Here is a 26,786-nt window from a genome sequence, read left to right on the forward strand (position 1 = left end):
GCTACAGGGGCTCAATGCGGCGCCTCGCAAATGCCGAGTTGCTGTGCCATCAATACAAGCTCGGCAAAGGTGCGCGCCTTCATCTTGCGCATGGCCTGGCCGCGATGAATTTTCACTGTGACCTCGCTGATACTTAGCTCGCTGGCGATCTGCTTATTCAGCAGACCGGCCACCACCATGCGCATGACCTCGGCCTCACGCGGCGTCAGGCTCTGGTAGCTGGCTCGCAGTTCATCCAGCTTACGCATGCCATGGCGGCGATGCTGATCCTTTTGCAAGGCGGCGGCCACGGCATCGAGCAGGTCCTGCTCGCGGAATGGCTTCGCCAGAAAATCCTCAGCACCAGCCTTCATAGCGGCAACGGTCATGGGGATGTCGCCGTAACCAGTCATAAAAATGATTGGGACCTGGATGCCCATTTGGGACAGCCGGGCCTGCAGGTCCAGGCCACTCTGCCCGCGGAGCCTGACGTCGAGCAGAAGGCAAGTGGGCGCGTCCGGGAACGCGAATGCTAGCAGTTCGGCAGCGGATGCGAACAGTGCGACGCGCATCCCGACTGATCGGAAGAGGTTCTCCAACGCGCCGCGAAGCATCGCGTCGTCATCAACGATCAGCACCATCGCTTCATCCCTCGCACTGGTGTCCGCGGTTACGAAGCTGTTGATTGTCAAAGTCTATCTCCAGTGCACTCATCGGTGCGCGGGGTCTGGGCAGGCCCACTCTCGCCACCATGACCTGACCCCGCAAAACTCTCCATTACATCACATAACCGGGATCATGGACTACTTATACCATGGGGTTAGTTCAGTGTGACTGTAGGCGGCTGCCCCGGCCGGCCAGTTTGCAGGCTAACGAACCCGCACGCAGCCCCAATGCCTTCCTACGCCCCAAAGGGTTGGCGAAGCCACTCCCTATTTGCTGTAGCACAGCCTGGCGGCTTCGCGATGAAACCAAGGCAGCGGACGGCTAATACGAATCGACAATAGCGACGGCCGACAGCGCCGACTATTCTTCCCTCAGGTTGCGTTCCGGACACAAACGCCGGTCGCGGCCCTTGTGCCAAGCCGCCCCGACGCGGCTCTGCCCTGGCGGTGATGCCACGGCAGCCTTACTCTCGCCCCCCCAAACAGGAGCAACGCAATGTCGAACCCCAAGCTTGAAGTCCTCACCCCGCAAAACAGCCAGCTGATCTTCATCGACCACCAACCGCAGATGGCGTTCGGCGTCCAGTCGATGGACCGCCAGGCGATGAAGAACAACGTCATCGGCCTGGCCAAGGCGGCAAAGATCTTCAATATCCCGACGACGATCACCACCGTCGAGAGCGAGTCGTTCTCTGGCTTCACCTATCCGGAACTGCTCGACGTGTTCCCGGACCAGAAGACGCTGGAGCGCACCTCGATGAACTCGTGGGACGACCAGAAGGTGCGCGATGCGCTCAAGGCCAACGGCCGCAACAAGGTGATCGTGGCCGGCCTGTGGACCGAGGTCTGCAACACCACCTTCGCGCTGTGCGCCATGCTCGAAGGCAACTATGAGATCTACATGGTGGCCGACGCTTCGGGCGGCACCAGCAAGGAAGCCCACGACTACGCCATGCAACGCATGGTGCAGGCCGGCGCCGTGCCGGTGACCTGGCAGCAGGTGCTGCTGGAATGGCAACGCGACTGGGCCCACCGCGACACGTATGACGCCGTGATGAAGCTGGTGAAGGAACACTCCGGCGCCTATGGCATGGGTGTCGACTACGCCTACACGATGGTCCACAAGGCCGCCCAGCGCACGGCTACGGGGCACGAATCCATCGCCCCGGTGCCCGCACGCTAAACAGCTGATCAGGAAGAAGATAGTCATCGGCCTACGCACGATTTCCGTGCATAGGCCGATGCAACCAGCGATCTCATTCATCCAGGATTTCGAGCCAACTTTCAGCTAGCCCTAACCATGCAAATAGAACACACCCAGGAACAAGGTCACAACATCGATGCATCGCGCCGGCAACTGCTGGTAGGCAGCACTGTTGGCGCCGCGGCCGCATCGGTGGCGTCGCTTGCCGCACTGACGCCCACGGCCGCGGAAGCCGCGCCGGCCAGCAGCCGCGCCACGAATCAGGGCCACTACGTCACGACCAAAGACGGCACGCGCATCTTCTACAAGGACTGGGGCACGGGCAGCCCGGTGGTGTTCTCGCACGGCTGGCCGCTCAATGCCGACGCCTGGGACGCCCAGATGCTCTTTCTGGTCCAGAAGGGATTCCGGGTGATCGCCCATGACCGTCGCGGCCATGGCCGTTCGGACCAGCCCGCGCAGGGCAACAACATGGACACCTACGCCGACGACCTGGCCGCGCTGCTGGACGCCCTCGACATCAAGGGCGCCACGCTGGTCGGCCACTCCACCGGCGGCGGCGAAGTGGCGCACTACATCGGCCGTCATGGCACGAAGCGCGTGGCCAAGGCGGTGCTGATCGGCGCGGTGCCGCCTATCATGCTCAAGACCGCGGCCAATCCGAACGGCCTGCCGATGGAAGTGTTCGACGGCATCCGCAAGGGCGTGGCGGAAAACCGCTCGCAATTCTACAAGGACCTGACCACGCCGTTCTTCGGCTTCAACCGGCCCGGCGCCAAGGTTTCGCAAGGCACCATCGATGCGTTCTGGGCACAGGGTATGACCGGTGGCCTCCTGGGCCAGTACGCCTGCATCAAGGAATTCTCGGAAGTGGACTACACCGGGGACCTGAAGAAGATCACCGTGCCGACGCTGATCCTGCATGGTGACGACGACCAGATCGTGCCCATCGACAATTCGGCCCGCCTGTCGGCCAAGATCGTCAAGAACGCCACGCTCAAGGTATATCCAGGTGCATCGCATGGCATGTGCGTGATCAACGCCGACCAGGTCAATGCCGACCTGCTGGCCTTCCTGAACGCATAAGCCGAGATGTCCATTACCCGCCGGCACTTCATCGCCTCGGCTGCCGCCCTCGGTGCGGCAGCCTCTTCGGAACTATTCGCCATGTCACCGAACCCGACTCCCGACCTCATTCTCGTAAACGGCAAGTTCGCCACGCTCGACCGTGCCAATCCGCAGGCCGACGCCGTGGCCATCCAGGACGGCCGCTTCGTCGGGGTGGGTACGCGCCAGGACATCATGAAGCTGGCAGGAACGCAGACCAGGGTGATCGACCTGAACGGCCGGCGGGCCATTCCCGGGCTGATTGACAGCCACATGCACATCATCCGCGGCGGCCTGAACTACAACATGGAGTTGCGCTGGGACGGTGTGCGTTCGCTGGCCGATGCGATGCGCATGCTCAAGGATCAAGTGGCACGCACCCCCGCACCGCAATGGGTGCGCGTGGTGGGCGGCTTCACTGAGCACCAGTTCGTGGAAAAGCGCCTGCCGACCATCGACGAACTGAACGCCGTGGCGCCCGACACTCCCCTGTTCATCCTGCACCTCTACGACCGCGCCATTCTGAATGGCGCCGCACTGCGTGCCGTTGGCTACACCAAGGACACGCCGAACCCTCCGGGCGGCGAGATCGTGCGCGATGCACGCGGCAATCCCACCGGCCTGCTGCTGGCCAAGCCCAACGCGACGATCCTCTACGCCACGCTGGCCAAGGGCCCGAAGCTACCGCCCGAGTACCAGAAGAACTCGACGCGCCACTTCATGCGCGAGGTGAATCGCCTGGGCGTGACCGGCGTGATCGATGCGGGCGGCGGCTACCAGAACTATCCCGAGGACTACAGCATCATCGAGGAACTGCACAAGGAAGGCCACCTCACGGTGCGCCTGGCCTACAACCTGTTCACGCAGAAGCCCAAGGAAGAGCTGAGCGACTTCAAGACCTGGACGTCGACCGTGAAGCCAGGCCAGGGCGATGACCTCTATCGCCACAATGGCGCCGGCGAAATGCTGGTCTACACGGCGGCCGACTTCGAGGACTTCCGTGTCGAGCGCCCCGACATGGCGCCGTCGATGGAAGCCGATCTGGAGCCGGTTATCCGCCTGCTGGCCGAAAAGCGCTGGCCGTGGCGCCTGCATGCGACCTATGACCAGACCATCACGCGCGCGCTCGACGTCTACGAGAAGGTCGCCAAGGACATCCCGTTCAACGGCCTGAACTGGTTCTTCGACCACGCCGAGACGATTTCCGACCGCAATATCGACCGCATCGCCGCGCTCGGTGGCGGTATCGCCGTGCAGCACCGCATGGCGTACCAGGGCGAGTACTTTGTCGAGCGCTACGGTGCCAAGGCCGCCGAAGCCACGCCGCCGATCAAGAAGATGCTGGAGAAGGGCGTCAAGGTCGGCGCCGGCACCGATGCCACGCGCGTGGCCTCGTACAACCCGTGGGTCTCGCTGTACTGGCTGACCACGGGCAAGACCGTCGGCGGCATGTCGATGTATCCACAGGCCAACCTGCTCGATCGCGAAACGGCGCTGCGCCTGTGGACCGAGGCCAACACGTGGTTCTCATCCGAAGTGGGCAAGAAGGGCCAGATCAAGGTGGGCCAGCTGGCCGACCTGGCCGTGTTGTCGGCCGACTACTACTCGGTGCCCGGCGACGACATCCAGGACATCACGTCGGTGCTGACCGTGCTCGGCGGCAAGGTGGTCTATGGCGACAGCGAATTCGGCAAGCATTCGCCCGAAATCCCGCCCGCGATGCCCGACTGGTCACCGGCCCGCCATGGCAGCCAGTACCAGCCGCGCCCGCAGGCCCAGGCGCGCGCACTGGCGCTGAACACCGCGTGCGGCTGCGCCAGTTCGTGCGGCGTGCATGGCCATGCACATGCCAATGCGTGGACCTCGAGCGTGCCGACGTCGGACGAAAGCACGTTCTGGGGCGCGCTGGGCTGCTCGTGCTGGGCATTCTGATCTACGTTGACCACATCGGAGAGCGGCCATGACCATCTCGACGCCCCCGCTAGCCACGGCCGGCAACAACACGCACCGGCTGCCCCGCTGGCTGCGCTGGATCGCCCTGCTCTTGCTGTGCGCAGCCTACCTGCAGGGCGGATTGGTCAAGCTGTTCGACTTCTCCAGCGCAGTGACAGAGATGCAGCACTTCGGCCTGTCGCCCGCCGTGCCGCTGGCTGCGGCGACGATTGCGCTGGAGCTTGGTGCGTCGGCAATGATCCTGACCGGCTTCTGGCGCTGGCTAGGCGCACTGGCGCTGGCGGCGTTCACGCTGATGGCCACGTTCCTGGCCAACCGGTTTTGGAGCGCACCGCCCGAGGCGCAGTTCATGATGGCTAACGCGTTCTTCGAACATCTGGGCCTGGTGGGTGGGTTCCTGCTCGTGGCGTGGGATGACCTTCGCACGCGGAGACAACCATGACGCAATCTGCCATCTCGGCGGCCAAGCCTGCATCGGGAGGCACGTTTGCCCCGCTGGCCCAGCGCACGTTTGCGGTACTGTGGGTGGCCACGATCCTCGGTAACATCGGCAGCTTCATGCGGGATGTGGCCAGCGCATGGCTGGCAACCGATCTTTCCACTTCACCGGCAGCGGTCGCCACGATCCAGGCGGCTGCCACGCTGCCCGTCTTCCTGCTAGCGATTCCGGCCGGTGTGCTCTCCGACATCCTCGACCGGCGCCGCTTCCTGATCGTGATCCAGATCGGACTGGCCATGGTCAGCGGCACGCTGATGCTGCTGGCGTGGCGCCAGGCGCTGACGATCGAAATCCTGATTGCGCTGGCGTTCGTCGGCGGTGTGGGTGCGGCGATGATGGGGCCCACGTGGCAGTCGATCGTGCCCGAGCTCGTGCCGCCGAGCACGCTGCGACAGGCCGTGGCGCTGAACTCGCTGGGCGTGAACGTCGCCCGTGCGATTGGACCGGCTACCGGGGGTCTGCTGCTCGCGGCATTCGGCGCGGCTGCCACGTATAGCGCAGACCTGCTCAGCTATGTGTTCGTCATCGCTGCGCTGATCTGGTGGAAGCGTCCCGAAAAGCCAAGCGATCCACTGCGCGAACACTTCTTCAGCGCTTTCAGAGCAGGCTTACGCTTCACGCGCGCGCACAGCAAGCTGCACGTAGTATTGGCGCGCGCCGCCGTGCATTTTGCCTTCGGCAGCGGCGTATGGGCGTTGTTGCCGCTGGTGGCCCGTCAGCTGTTGCATGGCGGCGCCGGCCTCTATGGTGTGTTACTGGGCGCAGTGGGCGCTGGCGCGATCCTTGGCGCGCTGACGATGTCCAGACTGCAGCAGCGGCTCGATGCAGATGGCATGGTGCTGTTGTCCGCGATCGTCACGGCGGTCGTCATGGCGGCGCTGTCGAGCGCACCACCCATATGGCTGGCATTGCCGCTGCTATTGCTGCTTGGCGCGGCATGGATCATGGCGCTGACCACGCTCGGCGGCGCGGCGCAGGCGATCCTGCCGAACTGGGTTCGCGGCCGCGCGCTGGCGGTCTACCAGATGGTGTTCAACGGCGCGCTGGCCGGTGGCAGCCTGGTCTGGGGCTTTGTGGCGCAGGCACTGGGCACACCGCACGCGCTGCTGATCGCCGCGGCGGGGCTGGTCGTTACCGCGCTGATCCTGCACCGCATGCGGCTGCCGGGCGGCGATGAAGACCTCGGTCCCGCACGTCACTGGCCCGAACCGGAGATGGCCGGCGAGATCGCGCAGGACCGTGGTCCGGTGATGATCCTGATCGAATACTGCATCCCGCCCGCCAACCGCGATGCGTTCCTGCATGCGGTCCACAAGCTGTCGGAAGAGCGTTTGCGTGACGGTGCGTTCAGCTGGGGCGTGATGGAAGATCCGGCCAATCCCGAACTGCTGACCGAATGGTTCCTGGTCGAGTCGTGGGCCGAGCACCTGCGCCAGCACCAGCGCGTACCGCATGCCGATGCCGATGTGCAGCGCGACGTAGCCAGCTTCCACGTGGGCGCCGAGCCGCCCCACGTAAGACACCTGCTCGGCCTGGGCTTGCCGCCGGCGTGACGTCGCACCGATTTCCCCCTCTCCAACCTTGTCACATATGAAGCTCTATCTCATCTCCCTTGGCGCCGGCATCCTGGTCGGCATTATCTATGCACTGATGCAGGTCCGCTCGCCTGCGCCGCCCGCAATTGCTTTGATCGGGCTGCTGGGCATGCTGATTGGCGAGCAGGTTGTGCCGCCGGTCAAGCGCATGCTGGCCGGCGAGCCAGTCACCATTGCATGGTTCCGCGGCGAATGCGTCCCGAAGATTACGGGTACACCGCCCAATGCGGACACGGCCGTTGAACCGTCGGCATCCCTCCCCGCGCGTAGCAAGGAAGGGAACCAATAACAGCATGAGTCGCTCCCGAAAGCAGCCCGAAGCACTTGCCAGCCGTACTAACGCAATCGCGCCCCGGCGCATTCACGTCGCCCTGGCAGCGTCTTTGTCCGCGGCCGCGGCACCTGCCGTGGCGGACAACAACGTCGCGATCTATGGTCGGCTGAACACGGCAATCGAGTATGTGACCGTGACCACCGCAACCGACGGCACCAGATTGGGCAATACGGCGCGCCTCACGAATAACCGCTCTGTGTTCGGCATGCGGGGCGAGGAACAGTTGGCCAATGGGATCAAGGCGATCTGGCAAATCGAAAGCGCCCTGTCGGTTGACAACGGCGCTGGGCAAATCGCCGCGCGGGATACCCGGCTCGGCCTTCAGAGCCCGTACGGCACCCTCTTCATGGGCAACTGGGACACGCCATACACAAGTGCAACCAAGAGCTACGACCCGTATTACGCCACCACTGCGGGTTACATGGCGCTGATAGGCAATGGCGCTGCGTCTACCAGCGACAATGTCCAGAACACCAGCTCATTTGATCGACGGCAGAAGAACTCGCTGCACTACCAGTCGCCGACGTGGCACGGCTTGAGCGGCGCCATTGCCTGGGGATTGCCGGAGGAAAAGACCACGGTGCCGCGCAATCCAGCGTTGTATTCCTTTGCCACGGCCTATGGTCACGGCAACCTGAACCTGACGCTTGCCTATGAAATCCACCAGCACTATCAGACCAGCGGACGCAACGACGACGCAATCAAGGCAGGAGTTTCCTACCAGTTCCCATCGACGCGCATCAGTGCCCTGTATGAACGCCTGCACTATCGTACCGCCACCGGAGACCTTACGCGCAATGGCTACTATGTCTCGCTGATACAGGAGTTTGGCCCCGGCAGCATACGCGCCGGCTTCGCCTTTGTCGGCGATGGCACCGGCACAGCTATGGAAACGATTGGATCCGTCCGAAGTGGTTCGGATACCGGCGCATTTCAGGTGACCGTCGGCTATGACTACCCCCTTTCCAAGCGAACCGCGCTATACGCCTACTACAGCCGCATCAACAACCGCAGCAATGCGAACTATGACTTCGCCATCAACAACCTCGGTATCAAGGCTGGCGCAGACCCGCAGACGTTCGCCATTGCGATGCGGCACAGCTTCTGACCGTCCGCTGACCAACCAACGTGAGAGACCGCATTGACACCCACACAGCTTCCTGACGCCGGTCGCCGCGCGGATCTTTCAGGACCGGCGTTCGGCTGCATCCTGGCCTTCGTCGCCGGCTATGTAGACGTGGTCGGGTTCATTTCACTATTCGGCCTGTTTACTGCGCACGTGACAGGAAACTTCGTGATGATCGGCGTCGACATCGCCGGTGATTCTGCGGGCCTGCTCGCAAAACTGCTTGCGCTTCCGACTTTTGCCTTGGCGGTTGCCGCCGCCAGGCTGACCGAGTCACGCATCGTACGGGACAAACAATCGGCACCCTCGCTGTTGCTGTTTGCCGAGGCCTTGGCGCTGGTTCTCTTCATAGTTGCAGGGTTCCACGCCTCTCCCATTTCCGATCCAAGTACGCCTGCAGCCGTCGGCGCCGGCATGCTTGCCGTAGTGGCCATGGGTATTCAGAACTCACTGTCCCGGACGTCCTTGTCAGACCTCGGCCCCACCACGATCATGACCGGAAATACGACGCAAATTATCATCGACCTGGTGGACCTGCCATCCGCATCTGAGGCGGAAGGCAAAGCCATACGCGGTCGGCTCAAAAAGATGGTACCGGCGCTCGCGGGTTTCGCATCGGGCGCCGCTCTCGGCGCCCTTGGCTATTCGATGCTTTCGCTCTGGTGTGTAATGCTGCCAGCCGTATTGCTGACGGCGCTCAGTTTCCTGACTTGGCGCAATGGCGCGAACAGCCTGCAGAAGTGAATTGGCAGACGTGTGAATTCGAGACGCCCTCGCCTTCCTCGGTTCACCGCTCTCACATCGCCGCTACCAGTGCCGAACTGAGCAAACAGCATTCCAAAGTCCGCGACCAGGCCGAAGACCCAGCCAGCTGATATGACTCCCGGTGTCAATCGAGATTGGTTTGGTTCAGTTTCACAGTTCCATATTGAGGGGGCCCAATTTCCTGAGGGCGACGTAGCAGTAAGTCTCGACGGTGGATCAGGCTGATATCCGCGGGTTGGCTACCGCATTACAGAGGTCCGCCCAATGAGCCTGCCGCTATCTAATGCCGCAAGTCGGATGAAGTCCGTTGCCTAGCTGGAGCGCGGGTTGCTCGTGGTGCCGGGCTACGCCGCCTTCAGGAAACTGAGATGTTGCTAGGTGCTGGGTTACGTTGCCTCGTTCGGTTCGGCAAGCGACATCGCAAGCCGGCTGATGTCCCAGATGAACCCGCTCAGTTCGCGGGCCACCGCGACCACCGCAATGTTCGGGTTCTTGCCGCGTGTGGCAAGTTTCCGATAGCGCCGGCACAGTCGAGTCTGGGCGTCCCAGGACCGGTCAACGATGGCCTTAGGGATGCCTTCGTGCCGGCGCTGAATCTCGGGGCTCACGCGTGCGGGGTGCCAGTAACTCCAAGCGGCTTCGATCAGTAGCTTTCTTGCATAGCTATTGCCGTTCTTGGTGATGCTGCCCCGCCGTCGTTTTTCTCCCGATGAGTGTTCAGCGGGTGTCACCCCGAGCCAGGCCATCAGTTGGCGCGGATGGACAAAGCGCGAGAGATCGCCCAACTCGGCGAGGATGCCTATCGCCGTGGTGAACTGCACACCGCGCATGGCCTGCAGCCCCAGTACGGCCGGATAGAAGTGCCAGTTGACCACGGCTTCGCGCAAGGCCGCTTCGAGACGGTTGCATTGGGCGAGCCGATCCTCGATGGTCCGTCGATATTCGTCAAAGGCAAGTTGTTGCCACACGGCGTCGAACGCAAAGGCACTGATCCAGCGCCGGTGCGCCGGTCCCCAGTCGGCTCTGCCGGTGTAGCGAACACCGTGCGAGAGCAGAAAAGCTTTCAGCCTTTGTTGGGCCCGCTTCAGATCGTCCTTGGCGCTGACCCAGGCGCGTGACAGATCCCGGAATGCTTCGTCTTCGACGCTGGGCACGTACACGGCCGAGAGGTCACCGGCGCGCAGCGATCGCACGAGCTTGACCGCATCGCGACGATCGGTCTTGACGCGCTCGCCGGGCTTCTTCGGGATCAGCGACGGCGCGCACACCATGCACTCGAATCCCTTCCCTGCAAGCTGCCGGTAAAGGCCATATCCGCATGGGCCCGCCTCGTAGACGATGCGGATCCGGCGCGCTTTGGACTGCAGGCGCTTGCACAGGCGATCGATATCGGCCTTTGAAGTACCGATCTTGCTAAGCAGCTCGACCTCACCCATGCCGATTGCATAGGCGACCGTGATCGAGTCCTTATGGACGTCAAGACCTACATACAAAGTGCTATCGTGTTCCATGCTGGCCTCCGCGCTGGAAATCGCCGGGTGTGGCACTGTCCACACCATGCGGCTCTGGCAGTGATGCTAACCCGCGTTTGATTCCTCGCGGCGGGCCAGCCCTCTTGCCCCCAGGGGAGTCATACTGACTAATACGAACAGACAATGGCCACATCCTGCATCGCCATTTAATCTCTCCTGGCTTTGCAGGATCACGACACGCTGCAACTGACATTGACCTCAATCGGCGTTTGGAAGCCTGTCCGGTCACCTTGCTGTACGGGTCCGGAGTTCGCCCCCAAACAAGTGGTCGGCCATAGCCAGGTCCTGTGTAGCCGGATCAGTGCACTGTGCGACGGACAGTCCTGCGCATCCTGCGCGGGGAAGGGTGACTCATCGGCTGCCCCCTCTGGTTTCGCATCCGTGTACTGATCGCCGGCACGAAGCCCCCCAATCTCCTTCACCAACAAGAAGAATCACGATGAACAGAGACACTCTCACCACGGCTGCGGGCGCACCGGTCACCGACAATCAGAACTCCCAGAGCGGCGCCATTTCGACGCAGCTATGCATGTAATACCTTGGTATGACACGGACAGAATAGCTGGCTGCCTCACTATCGCGGGGGGACTGATTTTCCTGGCCAGCGTGACTTCATCGCAACGTAGCGTGGGACGTGCACCCGAGGAATCGGCGATACCATCGTATGATAGGGTGTGCACAGGTTCGGCGTTACTCTTCCAGCAGAGCAATGCCGGCGCTCAGCGCGTGTTCAAGGAGTCAGTGTGATAGCTCGCCCCACGATCGCAATAGTTGACGACGATGTCGCCGTCCGAAATGCCATGGGGGGGCTGCTGCGTTCGCTCGATTTTGGCGTGCAGTTGTTCGGAGGCGGCCAAGAGCTACTGCGGTGCACTTCGCTGCCTTGCATGTCCTGCGTGATCACGGACGCGCAAATGCCCGGCATGGACGGCTTCGCTTTGATAGAGGCCTTGCGCGCACGCAATCTCGATATGCCTGTCATTTTCATGACAGCATTTGCGCATGAGGGATTCGATCAGCGTGCCAAGGCAATGGGTGCGACGTGCGTTCTTTACAAGCCATTTCAGGACACGGACATGATCCGATGCATTGAAAAAGCAATTCGTCCTCGCAAGACGGACTCTCCTCCATCGTGAGTGTGTCGTGCAGTGGATCGATGAGACGTCCTTACATCACCTTCATCCTCTGCACGCTGCCCGACGCCGTCCCTACGCTATGGTTGCGGTTCCAAGCTGTCTAGGCTGCAGCCGGATGGCAGGCTGCTCATCAGCTTCGGACTCAGAGGGAAGCAGCACGAGACCGAGAGTTTGCGCAAGAAGCACCAGATCGGCGAAACTCCGAGCTCTCATTTTTCGCATTGCCTGGCATCGATGAACTTTGACAGTCACCACGCTGATGCACATGGCGGCGGCAATCTCCTTGTTTGTCAAACCTGATGCGGCATGCGCCATGACCTCACTCTCCCGCGGCGTCAGGGAACGGAAGCAGTCGCGCACTGCAGCCAATCGGCACAAGCGCTCACGCCGCGAGCCCTCCTTCTGTAGTGCCTCCGTGACGGCATCGAGCAGTTCCTGTTCACGGAACGGCTTGGAAAGAAAGTGTTCTGCCCCCGCCTTCATGGCAGCAACCGTCATCGGAATGTCCCCGTAGCCGGTCATGAAGATGATGGGAATATGAATGCCGAGCTCTGCCATGCGGGCTTGCACATCCAAGCCACTTTGCCCCTTCAGGCGCACATCGAGAACCAGGCAACAAGGCGCATCTGGGAAGCCGAAGGCAAAAAGCTCGGCCGCCGATCCGAGCAGCACGGCGTGGATGCCGACTGAACGAAATAGGCTTCCCAGCGCGTTTCGGACCTGCAAGTCATCATCGACAACAAGGACCACCGCGTCGTCCTGCGGCGCTGATTCGGCGCGCATCGGTAATACAGCAGTCACGGTAGGGCCCTCCACGTAGCATCGACATCAGAGGCGCGATCACCCCATGACTCCATGTGGGGAGATACGACGCACCCGACAGCAATGTAGTGTTACGCCAGCCCTTTGGCTTGAACGCGTGTGCGCTCCATTGTCTTTTTGTGCTCAGCGCGGGCCAGATAATGGCTGGCAAGTGCTGGCACCAGGCGTGCCTAGTCCTGCCGACCGCTCCGCCAGTCACCCGGCGTGAGGCCAAGCTTCTTAGAGAAGCTGCGTGTGAGATGGCTCTGATCCGCAAAGCCGCACGACGCGGCAATCCCAGCTATCGGCAAGTCCGTGGTGCGCAGCAGTGCCGCCGCGCGCTCGAGGCGACGCTCCAGCAGCCATTCATGCGGTGTTTTGCCGGTACTCTGCCGAAATGCCCGGGAAAAATGACTTCGGGACAATTGACACGCATCCGCAACCTCGGCAATGGACACGTTTCCGTCGTCCAGCCGCGCCGCGAGGAACTCCTGCGCCCGCGCAAGTATGCGAGGCGAAAGTCGGCCAATGGAGGGAATGCGTCCCCGATTGACACCTCCATAGTGTTCGACCAGGTATGTGCCGATCACGTGTCCGAGTTGATCGATAAACAACCTGCTCGCGCCTTCAGGCCGCGCGAGCGCGGGTAAGAGTGCCTGGGCGAGATGGGCCAGCACGGCGTCCGTCTGCGCCGCGGCATGCCGCAGTTCAAGACCTGCGGGGCAGCCAAGTTCCAGGGCTGTACGCTCCATGAAGGGGCGCGGCAGTTCGATGAGTACGAAATCAAACGTCCCATACATGTCCGCCTTGTAGTCATCCTGGAAGTTCCGCAGATAGATGGAACCTGCCTCGAATGCATGCATGTTCGCCTGATTCGGACGAAAAATGCGTCGACGATGGCCTTCCATCAGAGAGACGCCAACCAGAAACCCTCGTGCTGAAGCTGGGGTCACTACCTGACTCATCCGCTCAATCACGGAACTCTTGCGGTAGAAATTGAGATCGCCGGCGGCAAGCGCCTGATCGTATCGCAATGCCTCCGACAAGCACCCCAATGAGTCGCGCTGAATGGCCGGCTTGGCAGATTCGTGAGTAGATGTGGAGAGTCGCATGGCCAGGTAGTCATGATCGTCGCGCCAAGCCAGACACGACCGGGCGACCTTGCGTTACTGAAAATACCATTGACGCTGGCAGCTCGAAAAGCGCCCGCCTTCCTGCAGTCAGACGACTGCCTGGAGAACATACTATCATCGCCAACTCCGAAGGAATTAAGGCTGCTGATATCGCCCCCCGATCTTCAAGCAGATCGCGACATGCTTGCCGGCCTGGATGCCGAATACGTTACAGACGCGCCAAGCGTGTAGGCCAGTCATACCAGAAGACGATGGAAACTGTGGGCTCATCCGAATAAAGTGCACAAGCCCCAAGTCAACATTTGGCCGCGCTAGCCCGGCACTTGAGACAGACACGGGATGAGCAAACACGGAGATTCCATGAATGGCAACATCTGCTTAAAGACGGCCCAGCTCCAGGCAGCGGCCCATGCCAATGAACAAGACGCGACGTTGTGGCGCTGGTTCTCAGATCAGATGGAAGACCAGATGATGAGCTGCGAACGCAAAAGGGGAGACTGGATCATTTGCGTGGCCGGTCGCGAACTGGCGCGTGACCCGTCCTTCGACCTGGCGGTTCGCGCCGCTCACTTCCTTTGCCGCGCACTGAAAGCCTTGTAGACGAGCCGGTGACGATGTACGCGCTGCGGCTCACAGGGTCGACAATTGGCGCTCTTGCCGCTGCCGGCACCCATTAAGGCCATCGCCTAGTACAACGAGGCAGTACTTTACGGCTGCCGCCGCTACTTCGAAGCTCTCGACGTGGCGTATCGCCGGTGGCCGGTTGCACTTCTTCGGCGGCCACTCTGGCCATCCGGCTTCACCCAGTGCCTTGCATACGCACATGTGATTGGGCGGTCTACGCCGGTCGTCCATTCGTAGGAACCTGCTCTCTATTTGTCGCGCTATATCGCTCGCGCGGCGATTTTCAACAAACGGCTGGTCACCCAGCGACCTTAACAAGGTACGCACTTGCAAGACGATGACGCTCGACGCCGCGGAACTCATGTTGCGCTTCTTCCAAGGGCGATGGACCCACCAGGACAGGGTTCTCTCGCGTCTCGACGAACGGAATTCAATTTTTTTGAATAACTATTGCGGAGATAGGCCGCTCTCTGGGATGTGTCGATCGGTATAGTTCTGCACATGGACAGCGCAACAACGCAGTGTTGCGAATTCGCGCCGGCAACCAAAACTCAAATCGTTGAATCAAATTTTTTGGAGAGAAATCATGTCGAACGCCAAGCTGGAAGTCCTGACCCCGCACAACAGCCAACTGATCATCATCGACCATCAGCCCCAGATGGCCTTTGGCGTGCAGTCGATGGACCGCCAGACCATGAAGAACAACGTCGTGGGCCTGGCCAAGGCGGCCAAGATCTTCGACGTGCCGACCACCATCACCACGGTGGAGAGCGAGTCGTTCTCCGGCTATACCTACCCAGAGATCCTGGACGTGTTCCCCGGCAAGGAAACGCTGGAGCGCACCTCGATGAATTCCTGGGATGACCAGAAGGTGCGCGACGCGCTGGCCGCTGATGGCCGCAAGAAGATCGTCGTGGCAGGCCTGTGGACCGAAGTCTGCAATACCACCTTCGCCCTGAGTGCGATGCTCGAAGGCGACTATGAAATCTACATGGTGGCCGATGCCTCGGGCGGCACGACCAAAGAAGCCCACGACTACGCGATGCAGCGCATGATCCAGGCCGGCGTGGTACCGGTGACTTGGCAGCAGGTGCTGCTCGAATGGCAGCGTGACTGGGCACACCGCGATACCTATGACGCCGTGATGAAGCTCGTCAAGGAACACTCTGGCGCCTACGGCATGGGCGTGGACTATGCCTACACGATGGTCCACAAGGCCGCGCAACGTACTGCAACCACGCACGAGTCGATCGCGCCCGTGCATGCGCCAGTGATCGAGAACTAAACAACTCCAGTCTGCGCCGAAAGCTTTCTGTAGTTTTCGGCGCCATACAACCTTCGGCTGCAACGCCGCCACGGCTCACTGAAAAATGACACACGACAAGAAGATCGCCACAAAGTGGGAAATGGCGGCGTTTGCATTCCTTACCGGCTTTAATGCACACGCCCACACGTCTTCGTCACTGGGCGTTGTCTCAGGCACCCTCGCCGTTTGCGCGCTGATTGCGCGGGCCATGCATAGCTGGGCAGAACAGCCCTTTAACGCGAGCGCCGCTCCCTGGTAAGAAAAGCGCAGTCCTACGGCCACACTTTCATTTCATCCGCCAAAACCCTGCTTCCCGGACGTTTCCCATGGACACCCCATTTCACCAGTTTTCTGACCTGTTCGCCCAGCTCGGCTTGCCATCCAGCAAAGCGGACATCCTTGCGTTCATTGCAAAGCATTCGCCGTTACCGCAAGACATCAATCTTTGGGAAGCACCATTCTGGACGCCGGCCCAGGCAGCCTTGCTGCGCGACGAATTTGACGAGGATGCAGACTGGGCACAGGCCGTGGACCAATTGAATCTTGCGTTGCGCACAACTGCTTGACGGAACGGTGCTGGAGACCTGCTCCAATTCCTGACTGAGGCCAATGCTGTTGCTGCACGGAACCGGTGTATTGACACGAATGCTGCTCCGCTCGCCGCAGGACCCGGCGGCGGTCGAACAGTCGCCGCGCTGTTTGTTTCAGTCTTGTAGCGGTCAAGCAACCCAGGTCCAGGCCACCGACAAGACAAGCGCAACAGCAACGCCTGGTACGGTGGCCCCGACTTCCTTCGTTTCCGAACCCGAAGCCCCATCTGCTTTGCCAAAGGAGAAAGTGAAGAAGACCAGCAAGTAGTAAAGCGCGTCCTCTACCGCAAATGCCATGGCCGAGAGGAAAAATCAGTCGTATCTGTCCCCAGGGACTGCTCAAACTGCGGCAACGCTCCGTATCAGTTCCTTGCCCTGATTCAGCACGTTGCCGATTGCCACGCCTACTTCCCACCACTGGAAGGCTTCGGCGGGGAGGCAATGCTGGTGCATCAACACTGACGCTCCCCGAGGCGTTAACTCTGGGTCTACCCATGCTGCGGCATTCACGCCAGACAGTACGACAGGCCGGCTGTCATTGACATCGGTTAGACCTCCTTTGGCATCGTCGGTAATGAGGACAAAACCTGCCCCCTCAGGCTGAACGGATACGCCAGGTGCCCAATATGCCAAGGCTGCTAGGAAACAAGGTCCATCTTTGCGACCGGTTTTGGGGTTCTCTGTTCTTCAGGCCTCCGGCCAGTTGGCGCGGAGAAGGAGCTAGGGCAATGCGCCCTGGCGACTGGATTTGCCGAAAAATAAAGTTCGTGGTTGGGCCGCTCGAGTACTACGGCACACGTGCATTGAGCCATGCAGCCTCCGTCATTAAACGCTGGCCAAGTGCCCGGATTCGTCCACGCGCTCGCCGCGCGCACTGCGGTGCGCTGTGAGGCGTCGGCATCCGTTGGATGCCTCGACGAACTCGCCGAAAAATGAAGTCAATCTCATTCTCAGTGAAGTCGCCATAGTTGCGGTAGGCGGTGCGCATTTCTCTTAGATACGCCTCCAGCTCGACCTCCGCCGCCAATGCCAGCGAGTTAGCTAGCAGCGACCGCGAATGCAAGCGCAACCAGCGACGCCGCCAAGGCTTGTAGCCCTCGTCGTCCATTTGACCCCCGATACCCGAGCGCCACCTCCATATGCGACCAAGGCGACAGTAGCCATGACCAGATACCTGTGTGGTGCAATATTTGCAATCCATCATAGGCCGCTGCGGCGTGAGCAGCAATCGACAATGCCCGAAAATGGGTCCCACTAACGAGGGGGGCGGGGGAATCTAAAATGTCCACTGAGATGTCGCATGAACCCGACAACCTCGGTCGCTCCATTCAAATCAACTCGTTGTTAGGGCACGCAAGCAATGAGGCCAATCAGGTCCTGATTTCGCAGAACCAGCGGCGCACGTTCGGGAATTGTTCCCGGCAACTCTCAACTATCTCGTTTGACGGCCTGTTCACTCGGCGGTTGTATAAGACGACAGCGGAAATGTAAGTCGACTTTCAGTCGTGGCTGCATCTAAACGTTCCTCAGAACCATGTTGCTGCGAGCGTCATGGCGAAGTTCGGGCTGCGTTTCAAGATTGAACGGTCCGCATGCCTAGCAATTTGCTTCGGCTTGCCTTACTCTTAAACAGCTTGGTTGGGTATCTCCGCAACAGTTGCAATCTCCTTCTCTGCGTGGTCGAAAGACCGATTGATAGTGCCCGCTGAGGTTCGCGCCTCACGGGCCTTCTTTTTGCCAGGCTGATTGAGCTTGATGCAAGCTCTACCAATGAATTCGTCAATCGAGTCGCCGGCACATGCAATGCGTTCTCGCGCCGAAGCGTCGAACGAACTCCTTCGATAGCTGCATTTCTTGCGGCATCTCGCCGACGGCGGTGAGTGTGAACCCAAAGCGGGCAAAGAATGCGGGATATTCAGACGTGAGCACCGCAGCCTTGGTGCAGCCATGGGCGCGGGCACGCATCAAGACAGCCCCGACAAGATGAGTGGCAACCTGGTGGCCCCGACACTCCGCTAGAACCGCAACGGATTGGATGATGACCGTCTCGCCATATATTTCACCGCAGGCGCAACCGATTACCTTTTCCCCTAGGACCGCCAGACTGAAGAGGCGGGACAAGTGGTCCATATCGCTGATGGGCAAACCGCAGGAGTGGAGCACCTGCGAGACGGCCTGCATATCTGCAGGGACGGCTGCCCGGATTCGCATGTCTTTTATCATTCTTTTTATCCTGGCCTCCCGACGTGCGTACGACCGATTGAGCGTATCACCTCACAAAGGTGCGCCGTGCATCCGCGCGTCTTCCCGATTTGCTATATCGGCCAGTGTCATACGTCAATGACTGAGGAATATACTGTCACATTTTCTGCCTCTTCATCAAAAGGCGGTCCTGCTAACCACAATAAAAGTCCCCCGAAAGCGCGTCGTGCTAAAGGCTCGCTCTTCTAGACAGTATGTCCTAGTGGAGATAAATTCTTTCACCCGACTGAGTCATCAATGTTCTTCAACGCACATTGCCACTCTTAACTCTGATATAAGTCAGATTAATTTCACATCATAATATCGACGAAGGGCCACATAACAGTTTGCAAGCACTCACTGCGATGAAGAAATAGGAATCTACATTGAGCGCTGCGGAGCCGCGGGTGATGCTCCGGAACGTCTAGTGCGCATCATCGCAAAAATATAGCTGCCAGCCTTACTGGACAAGGAATACAGCCTGATTGGGATGTGCTGAGCACCTATTTATTTGTGGTTTTCGCAGTTATGTATTTTTCATTGCCACTTCCTCAATATCGGGCGCCCCACCCGCCTTACAAATACTTAAACAAATTCATTCCCTGAATCTGCATAAACGACTGCTGCGCCCCCTGCAGCGCTGTCTGCCGCTGGTAATACTCGGTGATCGCCTTCGCGTAATCCAGATCCTGCAGCCCCGACAGCGTCTGCGCATAGGTCAGGTCGCGATTGGACCCCACGTCGTCCAGCGCATCCAGTTCATTCATGCGCGAGCCCACCGATGCGCGCACGGTCAGAACGTTGTCGAGCGAGTTGGAGAACTGGCGCGTGGCGGTGGAGATGACGTTGCCAAGATGGGCCCGATCGCTGTTGTTGGGGATGGGCTGGCGCAGCGTGTCGATCACCGTCTGCAGGTTGGCGAACATGTCGGTGCCGGCCTTGCTGGCGGGATCCATGGTCATGGTGTCGCCGTCCTTGGGGTCGCCGGTCACGTTGAAGCTGACGCCGGCGACGTCGATATGGGCTGGCGACGTGTAGGCAACGGGGCCCTTCACGACCGGTGCGGGGGTCGTGCCTGCCGACAGGTCGGTGATGGTGTATTCCATCTGGCCGCTGGCATTGGTCGCAAACTTGACCTCCATCGAGAGCCCATAGTTGGGATCGCTGGGGTTCGTGGTCGACACCGTGCCGAACGTGGCGCTGCCGGTGTTGTTGGCATTGCCCTTGACAACATAGCCGGCGCCGCCGGTCACGCTCATGAACACTTCCCGCCCGGTGTTGCCGGCGGGCATCTGGCGCGCCACATCGACCTGCAGCAGTTGCTGGCCGTTGTCGCCGATGTAGGTGCCGGGGCCCGTGCTCTGCGTGAACGGCGCGCTGCCGGAGCGGGTGCCGCCGAACAGGTACTGGCCGTTGCCGTCGTCGGAGTTGGCCAGTCCCGCCAACTGGTTATACAGGCCTTCCAGCGCCGTGGCCAGCGAGCCGCGGTCGGCATCGCTCATGGTGCCGTTGCCGGCCTGGACCAGCAGCGTCTGGATGTTCTGCGTGACGGTGGTCACGGACTGCAGCGCGTTCTCTTCCGCGGCCAGCGCGATATTGGCCTGCTTGCGCGAGGTTGCGTACTGGCCGTTGACGGCCTGTGCCTGGCTCACGCCCAGCGCGCGGGTGGCGCCGACGGGATCGTCGGACGGCGTCAGGATGCTGCGGCCGGTGCCGAGCTGCTGCTGGATATGCAGCAGCGAGCCCTGCTGGTAGTTCATCGAAGCCAGGCCTTGCTGGTACAGGGTGGAGCTTGCAACGCGCATATTGGTTACCTCTTCTGACTCTGCTGACGCTTTTGGGTGCCGCCGCTTACCTGCCGATGCCGATGATGGTGTCGAACAGCGTGCCGGCCGTCTGGATCACCCTGGCATTGGCCTGGTACAGCTGCTGGAAGCGCAGCATCGACACAGTCTCCTCGTCCATGTTGACGCCGGACACCGATTGCTGCGCGGTCTTGATCTGCGTGGTGATGCTGTCCTGCGAGGCCGAGGCGATCTTGACCGACTTGGCGCGCGTGCCGACGTCGTTGACCAGCTGCGCGTAGCCTTCGCTGAAGCTGGACACGCCGCCGATAGTCTTGGCGTTCTGCAGCTTGGCCAGCGCCAGCATGTTGCCGTTGTCCTTGACCGCGCCAGCGTTGCTGACCAGCGTGAAGGTGTCGCCGGCCTTGGGCGTGCCGCCGAAGCTGAAGGTCAGGCCGTTGAGGGTGAAGTCGGTATTGCTGCCGTTGGCTACGCCCACCGGCTGTGGCGCCATCACGGTGCCGCCAACCTTGAAGACGTACTTGTTGAGGCTGCCGTCGAACTCGGCAGTGATATTGGCGGCCGGCAGTGTAAAGCCGGGCGCGACGTTGCTCAGGCTTGCCGTGCCGCTGCCCTTGTTCAAGGCTCCCGCTTCGACGTGTGCCGGCGATGCCGCGGCGATCCTGGCCGGGTCGCTGATCGCCATGTCGAAGCCGGTGGCGGCATTGCGCGTGGGCTGGATCGTGAACGAATCGTTGGTGCCCATCGCCGCATTGATCTCGACGGTGAAGCCGTCGGCGCTGAACTGCAGCGGATAGCTGGCGCCGCCGGCGGGCACCGGCGCGACCACTTGCTGGTTGTCGGAGAGGCGCGTCAGCGTGTAGTTGGTGCCGTCGAACTGCAGCTTGTAGTCGCTGGTGGTCAGGGCCGAGGCATTGGCGATCTTGGCCGTTGCCACCGTGGTTTTCACGGTGTTGTTGGCGTTGGGGATGGCGGTGGCACCACCCAGTGCAAACATGTCGGTGCCAATGGCGCCGTTCAGGTCAATGCCCAGCTCGTGCTGCGCATTGAAGCTCTGGCCGATCGCCAGCGACAGCCGGCCGATGGCGCTCTGCGCCGCGTCCAGGGATTCGGTGCGGAACTGCAGCAGGCCGCCCAGCGAGCCGCCGGTGATCGCGCCCGGCTCGCTCTCGAACACATTGCCGTTGGGCAGGGTATAGGCCACCACGGTACGGTTGGGATCGGCCGCCGAGGCAACCGCCTTCAGCGCGTACGCGTCATTGCCCATCACCAGCGGCTGGCCGTTACCGACGAAGACGTTGTAGGTGCCGCTGTCCTGCACCACCACCTTGGCGCCGACCAGCTTGGTCAGCTCCGCCACGGCCTGGTCGCGCTGGTCCAGCAGATCGTTGGGCGGCTGGCCGCCGGAGGCAGCCTTCAGGCGGGTGATTTCCTGGTTCAGGTTGGCAATCTGCTTGGTATACGCGTTGACCTGCGTGACGGCGGTGCCGACCTGCTCATTGACGCCCGCTTGCAGCTGCTTGAAGTAGTTGCTGGCCGAGCGCACCTGCCCCACCAGCGCCTGTCCGGCCGATAGCATGCCCTGGCGCGCTGCCGGATCGGCGGGGGTGTCGGCCACGGCCTGCACCGCCGCGAAGAACTTCTGCATCAGCGGCGCCAGGCCGCCCTTCTGGTCGGCGAGCAGGTTGTCGATCTGGGCGATCTGGTCCGAGTACGCCGCCAGCGATGCGCTGGCCGAGGTGGCGCCGCGCAGCTGGCCGGTCAGGAACTCGTCATAGACGCGGATCACCGTGGTGGTGTTGGAGCCGAAGCCATAGAAACCCTGGCTGGTGTACTGGCCGCCGGCCGAGGCCACGATGGTGTTCTGGCGCGAATAGCCTTCGGTCGCCGAATTGGCAAAGTTGTGGCCGGTCGTCGTCAGCGCGTTCTGCGCGGTGTTCAGGCCGGAAAGACCAATACTGAAGAGAGACATTGTGCTCTGACCCCGGATGGATGGGACTGCCGCGGCGAGGGCCGGCGGTGGTGGATGTGGAAGTTATCGGCTGGTTGGGGGCGGGACTTTAGGTGTGGAAGTGGCGTTCTCCAGATCCTGCAGGTTTGCTCCCCTTATATGAACACCGCCCGGATGCCAAGGTTTGGGTTAAGTGTTTTGACGTGTTAGGTATCGGCTGCGGTCTTATATCCGGCCTTGTGCGGTGATATGACCGCGGCCTCGATGGAAGTAGCTAGGAACGTCCTAATCTCTCATGGCGGGCTTGGTGGCCCAATGGGGTGGGGCGACGTGCCAGCAGGGCTTCAGCCCAGGCCGGCCGTTTTCTGGATCGGGTCAGCACGATGCGAGCCCCATGGATGAGCAGGCGCCGCAGGTATGGGTCGCCCCGTTTGCTGATCCCGCCCAACTGTACTTTGCCGCCAGAGCCCGACTGTCTTGGCACCAGACCCAAGCTTGCCGCGAAGGCTCTGCCTGAGCGGAAGGCTTGGGCAGAGCCCATGGTCGCCACCAGGGCCGAGGCGGTAATCGGACCAATGCCCGGAATCTCTTCGACGGTCTGCCCCGCGGGATGGCTGCGCAGCCAGTTGGCGATCTCGCGCTCTATTTCCAGGATTTGCTCATCCTCACGCCGGATTTCATCCAGTTGCCGGGCCAAGGCCGACCACAGCACAGGCGGCACGGCGTTCTCAATTTCTTCCCGACGGGCGCGTATTTCGGCCAACCCGGCGTGGCGACCTGCGGTGAAGTGCAGCCCGAATTCGCCCAGCAATCCGCGAAGCTGATTGACTCGCCGTGTACGCGTGTCGACCAGCTCGGAGCGAATCCGGTGCAAGCCCAGCAGAGCCTGCTGGGCCTCAGTCTTTACCGGCACGCCGGGCATCCCCGGTTGGAGTGCAGCCGTCCATATGGCACGCGCATCGGCAGCATCAGTCTTGTTGGTGCGTACGAACGAGCGGACATAGCGCGGATTGAGCATGGTGGCTTGATCCCCAAACTTTGGATCTTGCGCGCCCACCAGTGTGAGCCGCCGCAAGCTTCCAGGGCAAAGTGACCGGCCGGACAGTTGGACAGAAACTGAATCAGCCGGGGCTGGGAGAAGCGTTGGTTATGGATCTGGCCAGTGGAGGGGTCTACCCAATACATCTGGAAAACCGACTTTGCAATATCCAGTCCGTATGTCGTAGCATTCATTCGGGCTCTCCTTACCTCAAGTGATTGGTCGAACTTTCACCTTGGCACATCGATGCCGTCGGTCAAGCGAGAGCCCCTTTGCATTTCCGGCCGAGTGCCTACGCTAGCCCCGAAGGGCGGCGGTGTTCATACCATCTCTCCCGCTTGCGGGAGAGGGGCCGGGGGAGAGGGTAGGCCTGTGCCTCGCGATATCCTCTCTTGCAAGGGACGCTCCTGCCCTCTCCCCCACCCCTCTCCCGCCAGGCGGGAGAGGGGTGCCGCGACCATACGGTGTCAGCTACGGCCGGCGCTAGGGCAACACCCCTGCCCTCAGGCCGCCACCTTCTTCATGATCTTCACCAGCTTGTGCCCGTACGCCGGATCGGTGGCATAGCCCGCGCGCTGCAGGCCATGCGCCGCCTCTTCAGCAGACGCCGCGCTGACCACGCCCGCGTAACGCGGGTTGTTCGTCAGCAGGCGGGCATAGTCGGCACAGGCCTCGTCATACGAGCCATAGGCACGGAACTTCGCCCGCACCTTCTGCGGCTGCCCGTCGACATATTCCGTGGTGGTGATCTCCGCCACGCGCCCCTTCCAGCTGGCGCCGGCCTTGATGCCGAAGACATTGAAGGTGGTAGAGCCGTCGGCGTGCGTGATCTCGCGCTGGCCCCAGCCGGATTCCAGCGCGGCCTGGCCTACGATCAGCCGCGCCGGCACGCCGCTGGCGCGCGCGGCGGCTTCCGCGGGTCCGGCCATGCGGGCGACAAAGGCGCTGACGTGGGCCGGCGCGTCGTCCGGCAGCCGTCCCAGCTTGTCCTCACCCTGGCCGCGGTCCGCGTACCACTGCGGCTGGTACTGGCGCAGGCCGGCCGTGGGATTCCAGTTCTGCCCCGGCACGATGGTACCGAGCGCCGGCAGGTCGGCCTGCTCGCCGGCGTCGGCCGGGACCGCCCCGGCGCCGCGGCTGTCGAGCAGCCTTGCCATCTCGGCATCGGCCGCCTTGCCTGACTCGGCCGGGCTCATGGCGCTCATGCCGGCCGGCATCGCCGTGCCCGTGGCACGCGCCAGCTGGCGCACCATCACATCGGCCAGGCCGATCCCGCGCGACGACATCTGCTGCGCAAGCTGCTGGTCCATCATCGACATATAGAGCTTGCTCTGCTCGTTGTCGAAGAGGCCGTCCTGCGGCGTGGCATCGCGCATGCTCTTGAGCACCATCTGCGTGAACACCGCCTCGAACTGCTTGGCGACGGCTTGCAGCGTATTGGCGTCGGCGCCGCCGCGCGCGCTGTGCTTGAGCGCCTCGAAGCCCTGCGTGTCCAGCGCGAAGCGCTGCGTCAGCTCCGCCGCCTGCGGGGGTCGTGCCGTGTTCATGGTCAGATCACTTCCAGCTCGGCACGCAGCGCCCCGGCCGCGCGCATGGCTTCCAGGATGGTCTGCAGGTCGGCCGGAGTTGCGCCCAGCGCGTTCAGCCCCTTGACCACGGCGGCCAGCGAGGCGCCCGCCTTGACGATCTGCAGCGAGCCGCCCTGCTGCTTCATGTCGATCTGCGACACCGGCGCCACCACCGTCCGCCCTTCGCTAAATGGCGCGGGCTGGCTGATCACGGGTTGCGTGTTGATCACCACCGACAGGTTGCCGTGCGCGACCGCACAGTCTTCCACGGTCACGGCCTGGTTCATCACGATGGAGCCGGTGCGGGCGTTCAGGATCACCTTGGCCGCGGCCTTGGCCGGGGTCACGTCGATGTTCTCTATGCGGGCCAGGAAGCCCACGCGCGCGGCCGCCGACGCCGGCGCACGCACCTGCACCACGCGCCCGTCCAGCGCCGCGGCAACGCCGCCGCCCATGGAGCGGTTGATGGCTTCCACCACGCGCTCGGCGGTGCCGAAATCGGTATCCTTCAGTTCCAGGTTGAGCACGCCGCCATCTGGCTGGAACGGCGCCACCGCGCGCTCCACGATCGCGCCGTTGGCGATGCGCCCCACCGCCAGCTGGTTGATCTGAACCTTGCTGCCGTTGGCCGACGCCCCCGCGCCGCCCACCAGCATATTGCCCTGGGCGATGGCATAGACCTGGCCGTCGGCGCCCTTGAGCGGGGTCATCAGCAGCGTGCCGCCGCGCAGGCTCTTGGCATTGCCCATCGACGACACCACGATGTCCAGCTGGCTGCCGGGCTGCGCGAACGCGGGCAGCGAGGCGGTCACCATCACCGCCGCCACGTTCTTGAGCTGCATGTTCTTGCCGGCCGGCAGCGTGATCCCCAGCTGCGAGAGCATGTTGGTCAGGCTCTGCGTGGTGAACGGCGTCTGCATGGTCTGGTCGCCGGTGTTGTCCAGGCCGACCACCAGGCCGTAGCCCACCAGCGGGTTCTCGCGCACGCCCTGGAACGTGGCCAGGTTCTTCAGGCGTTCGGCCTTGGCAACGGTGGCAAAGGCTCCGAAGGCCACGCCCAGCGCCAGGCTGATCACGCTCAGGCGCAGCAGGCGGGACAGAAAACGGGCGAGCATGGGAGCGGACATGGCGCGGTCAGAACGGAGAAACATTGAGGAAGAAGCGCTGCAGCCAGCCCATGTTCTGCGCTTCGTCGATCACGCCCTTGGCGGTGTATTCGATGCGCGCATCGGCGACCTGCGTCGACAGCACGGCGTTGTCGCCGGTGATCGTGCGCGGATTGACCACGCCGGAGAAGCGGATGAACTCGGCGCCCTGGTTGATGGCCATCTGCTTTTCGCCGGAGACCACCAGGTTGCCGTTGGTCAGCACCTCCAGCACGGTCACGGTGATGGTGCCGTTGAAGGTATTGGCCGCGCTGGCGCCGCCGCTGGCCTTCATGGTGTTGGCGCCGTTGATGCTGGCGTTGCTGCTGCTGTTGAACAGGCCGCTGAGCGCGCGCGGCACGGCGTCGAACGCCAGCGCGGTGTTGCCGGTGCGGCTGGCATTGGTGCCGGAATTCTTGCTGGCGTTGACGTTCTCCGTGATCAGGATCGTCAGGATGTCGCCCACATTGCGCGGACGCCGGTCCTCGAACAGCGGGTTGCCGGCGTAGGACGACTGGTAGATCGAGCCGGAAGCCGGGCCCATCGGCCGCGGCTCTGCGCGCGCGGTGGTGGGCAGTTGCACCAGCGGCTCGCGCGGCATCAGCGCGCAGCCGCCGCTGGCCAGCATTGCCACGCCGGCCAGGCAAACCAGCGCATGCGCGCCTAGGCGGGAAAGCAAGGTGGCCAT

General features: G+C 62.1%; 22 protein-coding genes and 2 pseudogenes. 12 read left to right on the plus strand and 12 right to left on the minus strand.

The features are described from left to right. Positions 1 to 11: 11 nt before the first annotated feature. Positions 12 to 620, minus strand: a complete 609-nt coding sequence (locus tag AC1Q7H_RS07295) for a response regulator transcription factor (RefSeq protein ID WP_211982239.1) — start codon at positions 618 to 620, stop codon at positions 12 to 14. A gap of 520 nt (positions 621 to 1,140) precedes the next feature. On the opposite strand from AC1Q7H_RS07295, the gene AC1Q7H_RS07300 reads away from it, so the two are divergent. From AC1Q7H_RS07300 to AC1Q7H_RS07335, 8 genes are all read left to right on the plus strand, one after another. Then, complete coding sequence (locus AC1Q7H_RS07300; protein WP_492381082.1) at positions 1,141 to 1,827, plus strand: hydrolase; 687 nt, start codon at positions 1,141 to 1,143, stop codon at positions 1,825 to 1,827. A gap of 117 nt (positions 1,828 to 1,944) precedes the next feature. Then, positions 1,945 to 2,934, plus strand: a complete 990-nt coding sequence (locus AC1Q7H_RS07305; protein ID WP_013951983.1) for an alpha/beta fold hydrolase — start codon at positions 1,945 to 1,947, stop codon at positions 2,932 to 2,934. Positions 2,935 to 2,940: 6 nt separating this feature from the next. After that, complete coding sequence (locus tag AC1Q7H_RS07310; RefSeq protein WP_371827365.1) at positions 2,941 to 4,887, plus strand: amidohydrolase; 1,947 nt, start codon at positions 2,941 to 2,943, stop codon at positions 4,885 to 4,887. 28 nt (positions 4,888 to 4,915) lie between these two features. Beyond that, positions 4,916 to 5,350, plus strand: coding sequence for a DoxX family protein (locus AC1Q7H_RS07315; protein WP_013951981.1), 435 nt, complete (start codon positions 4,916 to 4,918; stop codon positions 5,348 to 5,350). Beyond that, positions 5,347 to 6,960 (plus strand): MFS transporter, encoded by a 1,614-nt coding sequence (locus AC1Q7H_RS07320; RefSeq protein WP_211979580.1) that lies wholly within the window; start codon positions 5,347 to 5,349, stop codon positions 6,958 to 6,960. Before AC1Q7H_RS07315 ends, AC1Q7H_RS07320 begins: the two co-directional genes overlap by 4 nt. A gap of 37 nt (positions 6,961 to 6,997) precedes the next feature. Further along, positions 6,998 to 7,291 (plus strand): XapX domain-containing protein, encoded by a 294-nt coding sequence (locus AC1Q7H_RS07325; protein WP_013951979.1) that lies wholly within the window; start codon positions 6,998 to 7,000, stop codon positions 7,289 to 7,291. Positions 7,292 to 7,295: 4 nt separating this feature from the next. Continuing rightward, complete coding sequence (locus tag AC1Q7H_RS07330; protein WP_013951978.1) at positions 7,296 to 8,444, plus strand: porin; 1,149 nt, start codon at positions 7,296 to 7,298, stop codon at positions 8,442 to 8,444. Positions 8,445 to 8,477: 33 nt separating this feature from the next. Beyond that, positions 8,478 to 9,206: a YoaK family protein gene (locus AC1Q7H_RS07335; protein WP_492381083.1), complete on the plus strand. Its 729-nt coding sequence runs from the start codon at positions 8,478 to 8,480 to the stop codon at positions 9,204 to 9,206. Between the two features lie 407 nt (positions 9,207 to 9,613). Here AC1Q7H_RS07335 and AC1Q7H_RS07340 read toward each other — a convergent pair whose 3' ends face one another. Further along, positions 9,614 to 10,738, minus strand: coding sequence for an IS110 family RNA-guided transposase (locus AC1Q7H_RS07340; protein ID WP_211979578.1), 1,125 nt, complete (start codon positions 10,736 to 10,738; stop codon positions 9,614 to 9,616). 764 nt (positions 10,739 to 11,502) lie between these two features. On the opposite strand from AC1Q7H_RS07340, the gene AC1Q7H_RS07345 reads away from it, so the two are divergent. Then, the gene (locus AC1Q7H_RS07345; RefSeq protein WP_041228523.1) at positions 11,503 to 11,895 is read left to right on the plus strand and encodes a response regulator transcription factor; all 393 of its coding nucleotides are present in this window, start codon (positions 11,503 to 11,505) and stop codon (positions 11,893 to 11,895) included. A gap of 72 nt (positions 11,896 to 11,967) precedes the next feature. Here AC1Q7H_RS07345 and AC1Q7H_RS07350 read toward each other — a convergent pair whose 3' ends face one another. Together AC1Q7H_RS07350 and AC1Q7H_RS07355 are read right to left on the minus strand one after the other, a co-directional pair. Then, positions 11,968 to 12,678: a response regulator transcription factor gene (locus AC1Q7H_RS07350; protein ID WP_211982237.1), complete on the minus strand. Its 711-nt coding sequence runs from the start codon at positions 12,676 to 12,678 to the stop codon at positions 11,968 to 11,970. Between the two features lie 209 nt (positions 12,679 to 12,887). After that, positions 12,888 to 13,808 carry an AraC family transcriptional regulator gene (locus AC1Q7H_RS07355; RefSeq protein WP_041228522.1) on the minus strand — a complete coding sequence of 307 codons (921 nt, stop codon included), beginning with the start codon at positions 13,806 to 13,808 and terminating at the stop codon, positions 12,888 to 12,890. 381 nt (positions 13,809 to 14,189) lie between these two features. On the opposite strand from AC1Q7H_RS07355, the gene AC1Q7H_RS07360 reads away from it, so the two are divergent. The 3 genes from AC1Q7H_RS07360 (at position 14,190) to AC1Q7H_RS07370 (ending at position 16,325) form a co-directional block, all read left to right on the plus strand. Beyond that, positions 14,190 to 14,429 carry a hypothetical protein gene (locus tag AC1Q7H_RS07360; protein WP_013951973.1) on the plus strand — a complete coding sequence of 80 codons (240 nt, stop codon included), beginning with the start codon at positions 14,190 to 14,192 and terminating at the stop codon, positions 14,427 to 14,429. 610 nt (positions 14,430 to 15,039) lie between these two features. Further along, on the plus strand, positions 15,040 to 15,738 hold the full coding sequence (locus tag AC1Q7H_RS07365; protein ID WP_013951972.1) for a hydrolase: 699 nt from the start codon (positions 15,040 to 15,042) through the stop codon (positions 15,736 to 15,738). Positions 15,739 to 16,085: 347 nt separating this feature from the next. Beyond that, positions 16,086 to 16,325, plus strand: coding sequence for a DUF2789 domain-containing protein (locus tag AC1Q7H_RS07370; protein ID WP_013951971.1), 240 nt, complete (start codon positions 16,086 to 16,088; stop codon positions 16,323 to 16,325). A gap of 363 nt (positions 16,326 to 16,688) precedes the next feature. Here AC1Q7H_RS07370 and AC1Q7H_RS07375 read toward each other — a convergent pair. From AC1Q7H_RS07375 to flgH, 8 genes and pseudogenes are all read right to left on the minus strand, one after another. Continuing rightward, a pseudogene (locus AC1Q7H_RS07375) lies at positions 16,689 to 16,994 on the minus strand (SOS response-associated peptidase family protein); the annotation flags it as partial. A gap of 1,134 nt (positions 16,995 to 18,128) precedes the next feature. After that, entirely contained in the window at positions 18,129 to 18,572 is a 444-nt protein-coding gene (locus AC1Q7H_RS07380) for a GNAT family N-acetyltransferase (protein ID WP_041228519.1), read from the minus strand. Positions 18,573 to 19,165: 593 nt separating this feature from the next. Then, positions 19,166 to 20,395 carry a flagellar hook-associated protein FlgL gene (gene flgL / locus AC1Q7H_RS07385; RefSeq protein WP_492381084.1) on the minus strand — a complete coding sequence of 410 codons (1,230 nt, stop codon included), beginning with the start codon at positions 20,393 to 20,395 and terminating at the stop codon, positions 19,166 to 19,168. Between the two features lie 46 nt (positions 20,396 to 20,441). Continuing rightward, positions 20,442 to 22,367, minus strand: coding sequence for a flagellar hook-associated protein FlgK (gene flgK, locus AC1Q7H_RS07390; protein WP_211979577.1), 1,926 nt, complete (start codon positions 22,365 to 22,367; stop codon positions 20,442 to 20,444). A gap of 256 nt (positions 22,368 to 22,623) precedes the next feature. Next, positions 22,624 to 23,579 (minus strand): annotated as a pseudogene (locus AC1Q7H_RS07395) (IS110 family RNA-guided transposase); the annotation flags it as partial. A 309-nt stretch (positions 23,580 to 23,888) separates the two neighbouring features. Further along, on the minus strand, positions 23,889 to 24,932 hold the full coding sequence (gene flgJ, locus AC1Q7H_RS07400) for a flagellar assembly peptidoglycan hydrolase FlgJ (protein WP_211979576.1): 1,044 nt from the start codon (positions 24,930 to 24,932) through the stop codon (positions 23,889 to 23,891). A gap of 2 nt (positions 24,933 to 24,934) precedes the next feature. Further along, on the minus strand, positions 24,935 to 26,104 hold the full coding sequence (locus AC1Q7H_RS07405; RefSeq protein ID WP_013951962.1) for a flagellar basal body P-ring protein FlgI: 1,170 nt from the start codon (positions 26,102 to 26,104) through the stop codon (positions 24,935 to 24,937). Then, positions 26,088 to 26,786: a flagellar basal body L-ring protein FlgH gene (gene flgH / locus AC1Q7H_RS07410; RefSeq protein WP_153954580.1), complete on the minus strand. Its 699-nt coding sequence runs from the start codon at positions 26,784 to 26,786 to the stop codon at positions 26,088 to 26,090. The genes AC1Q7H_RS07405 and flgH overlap by 17 nt, the downstream gene beginning before the upstream one ends.

The organism is Cupriavidus sp. GW823-FHT06D04 (assembly GCF_058795055.1).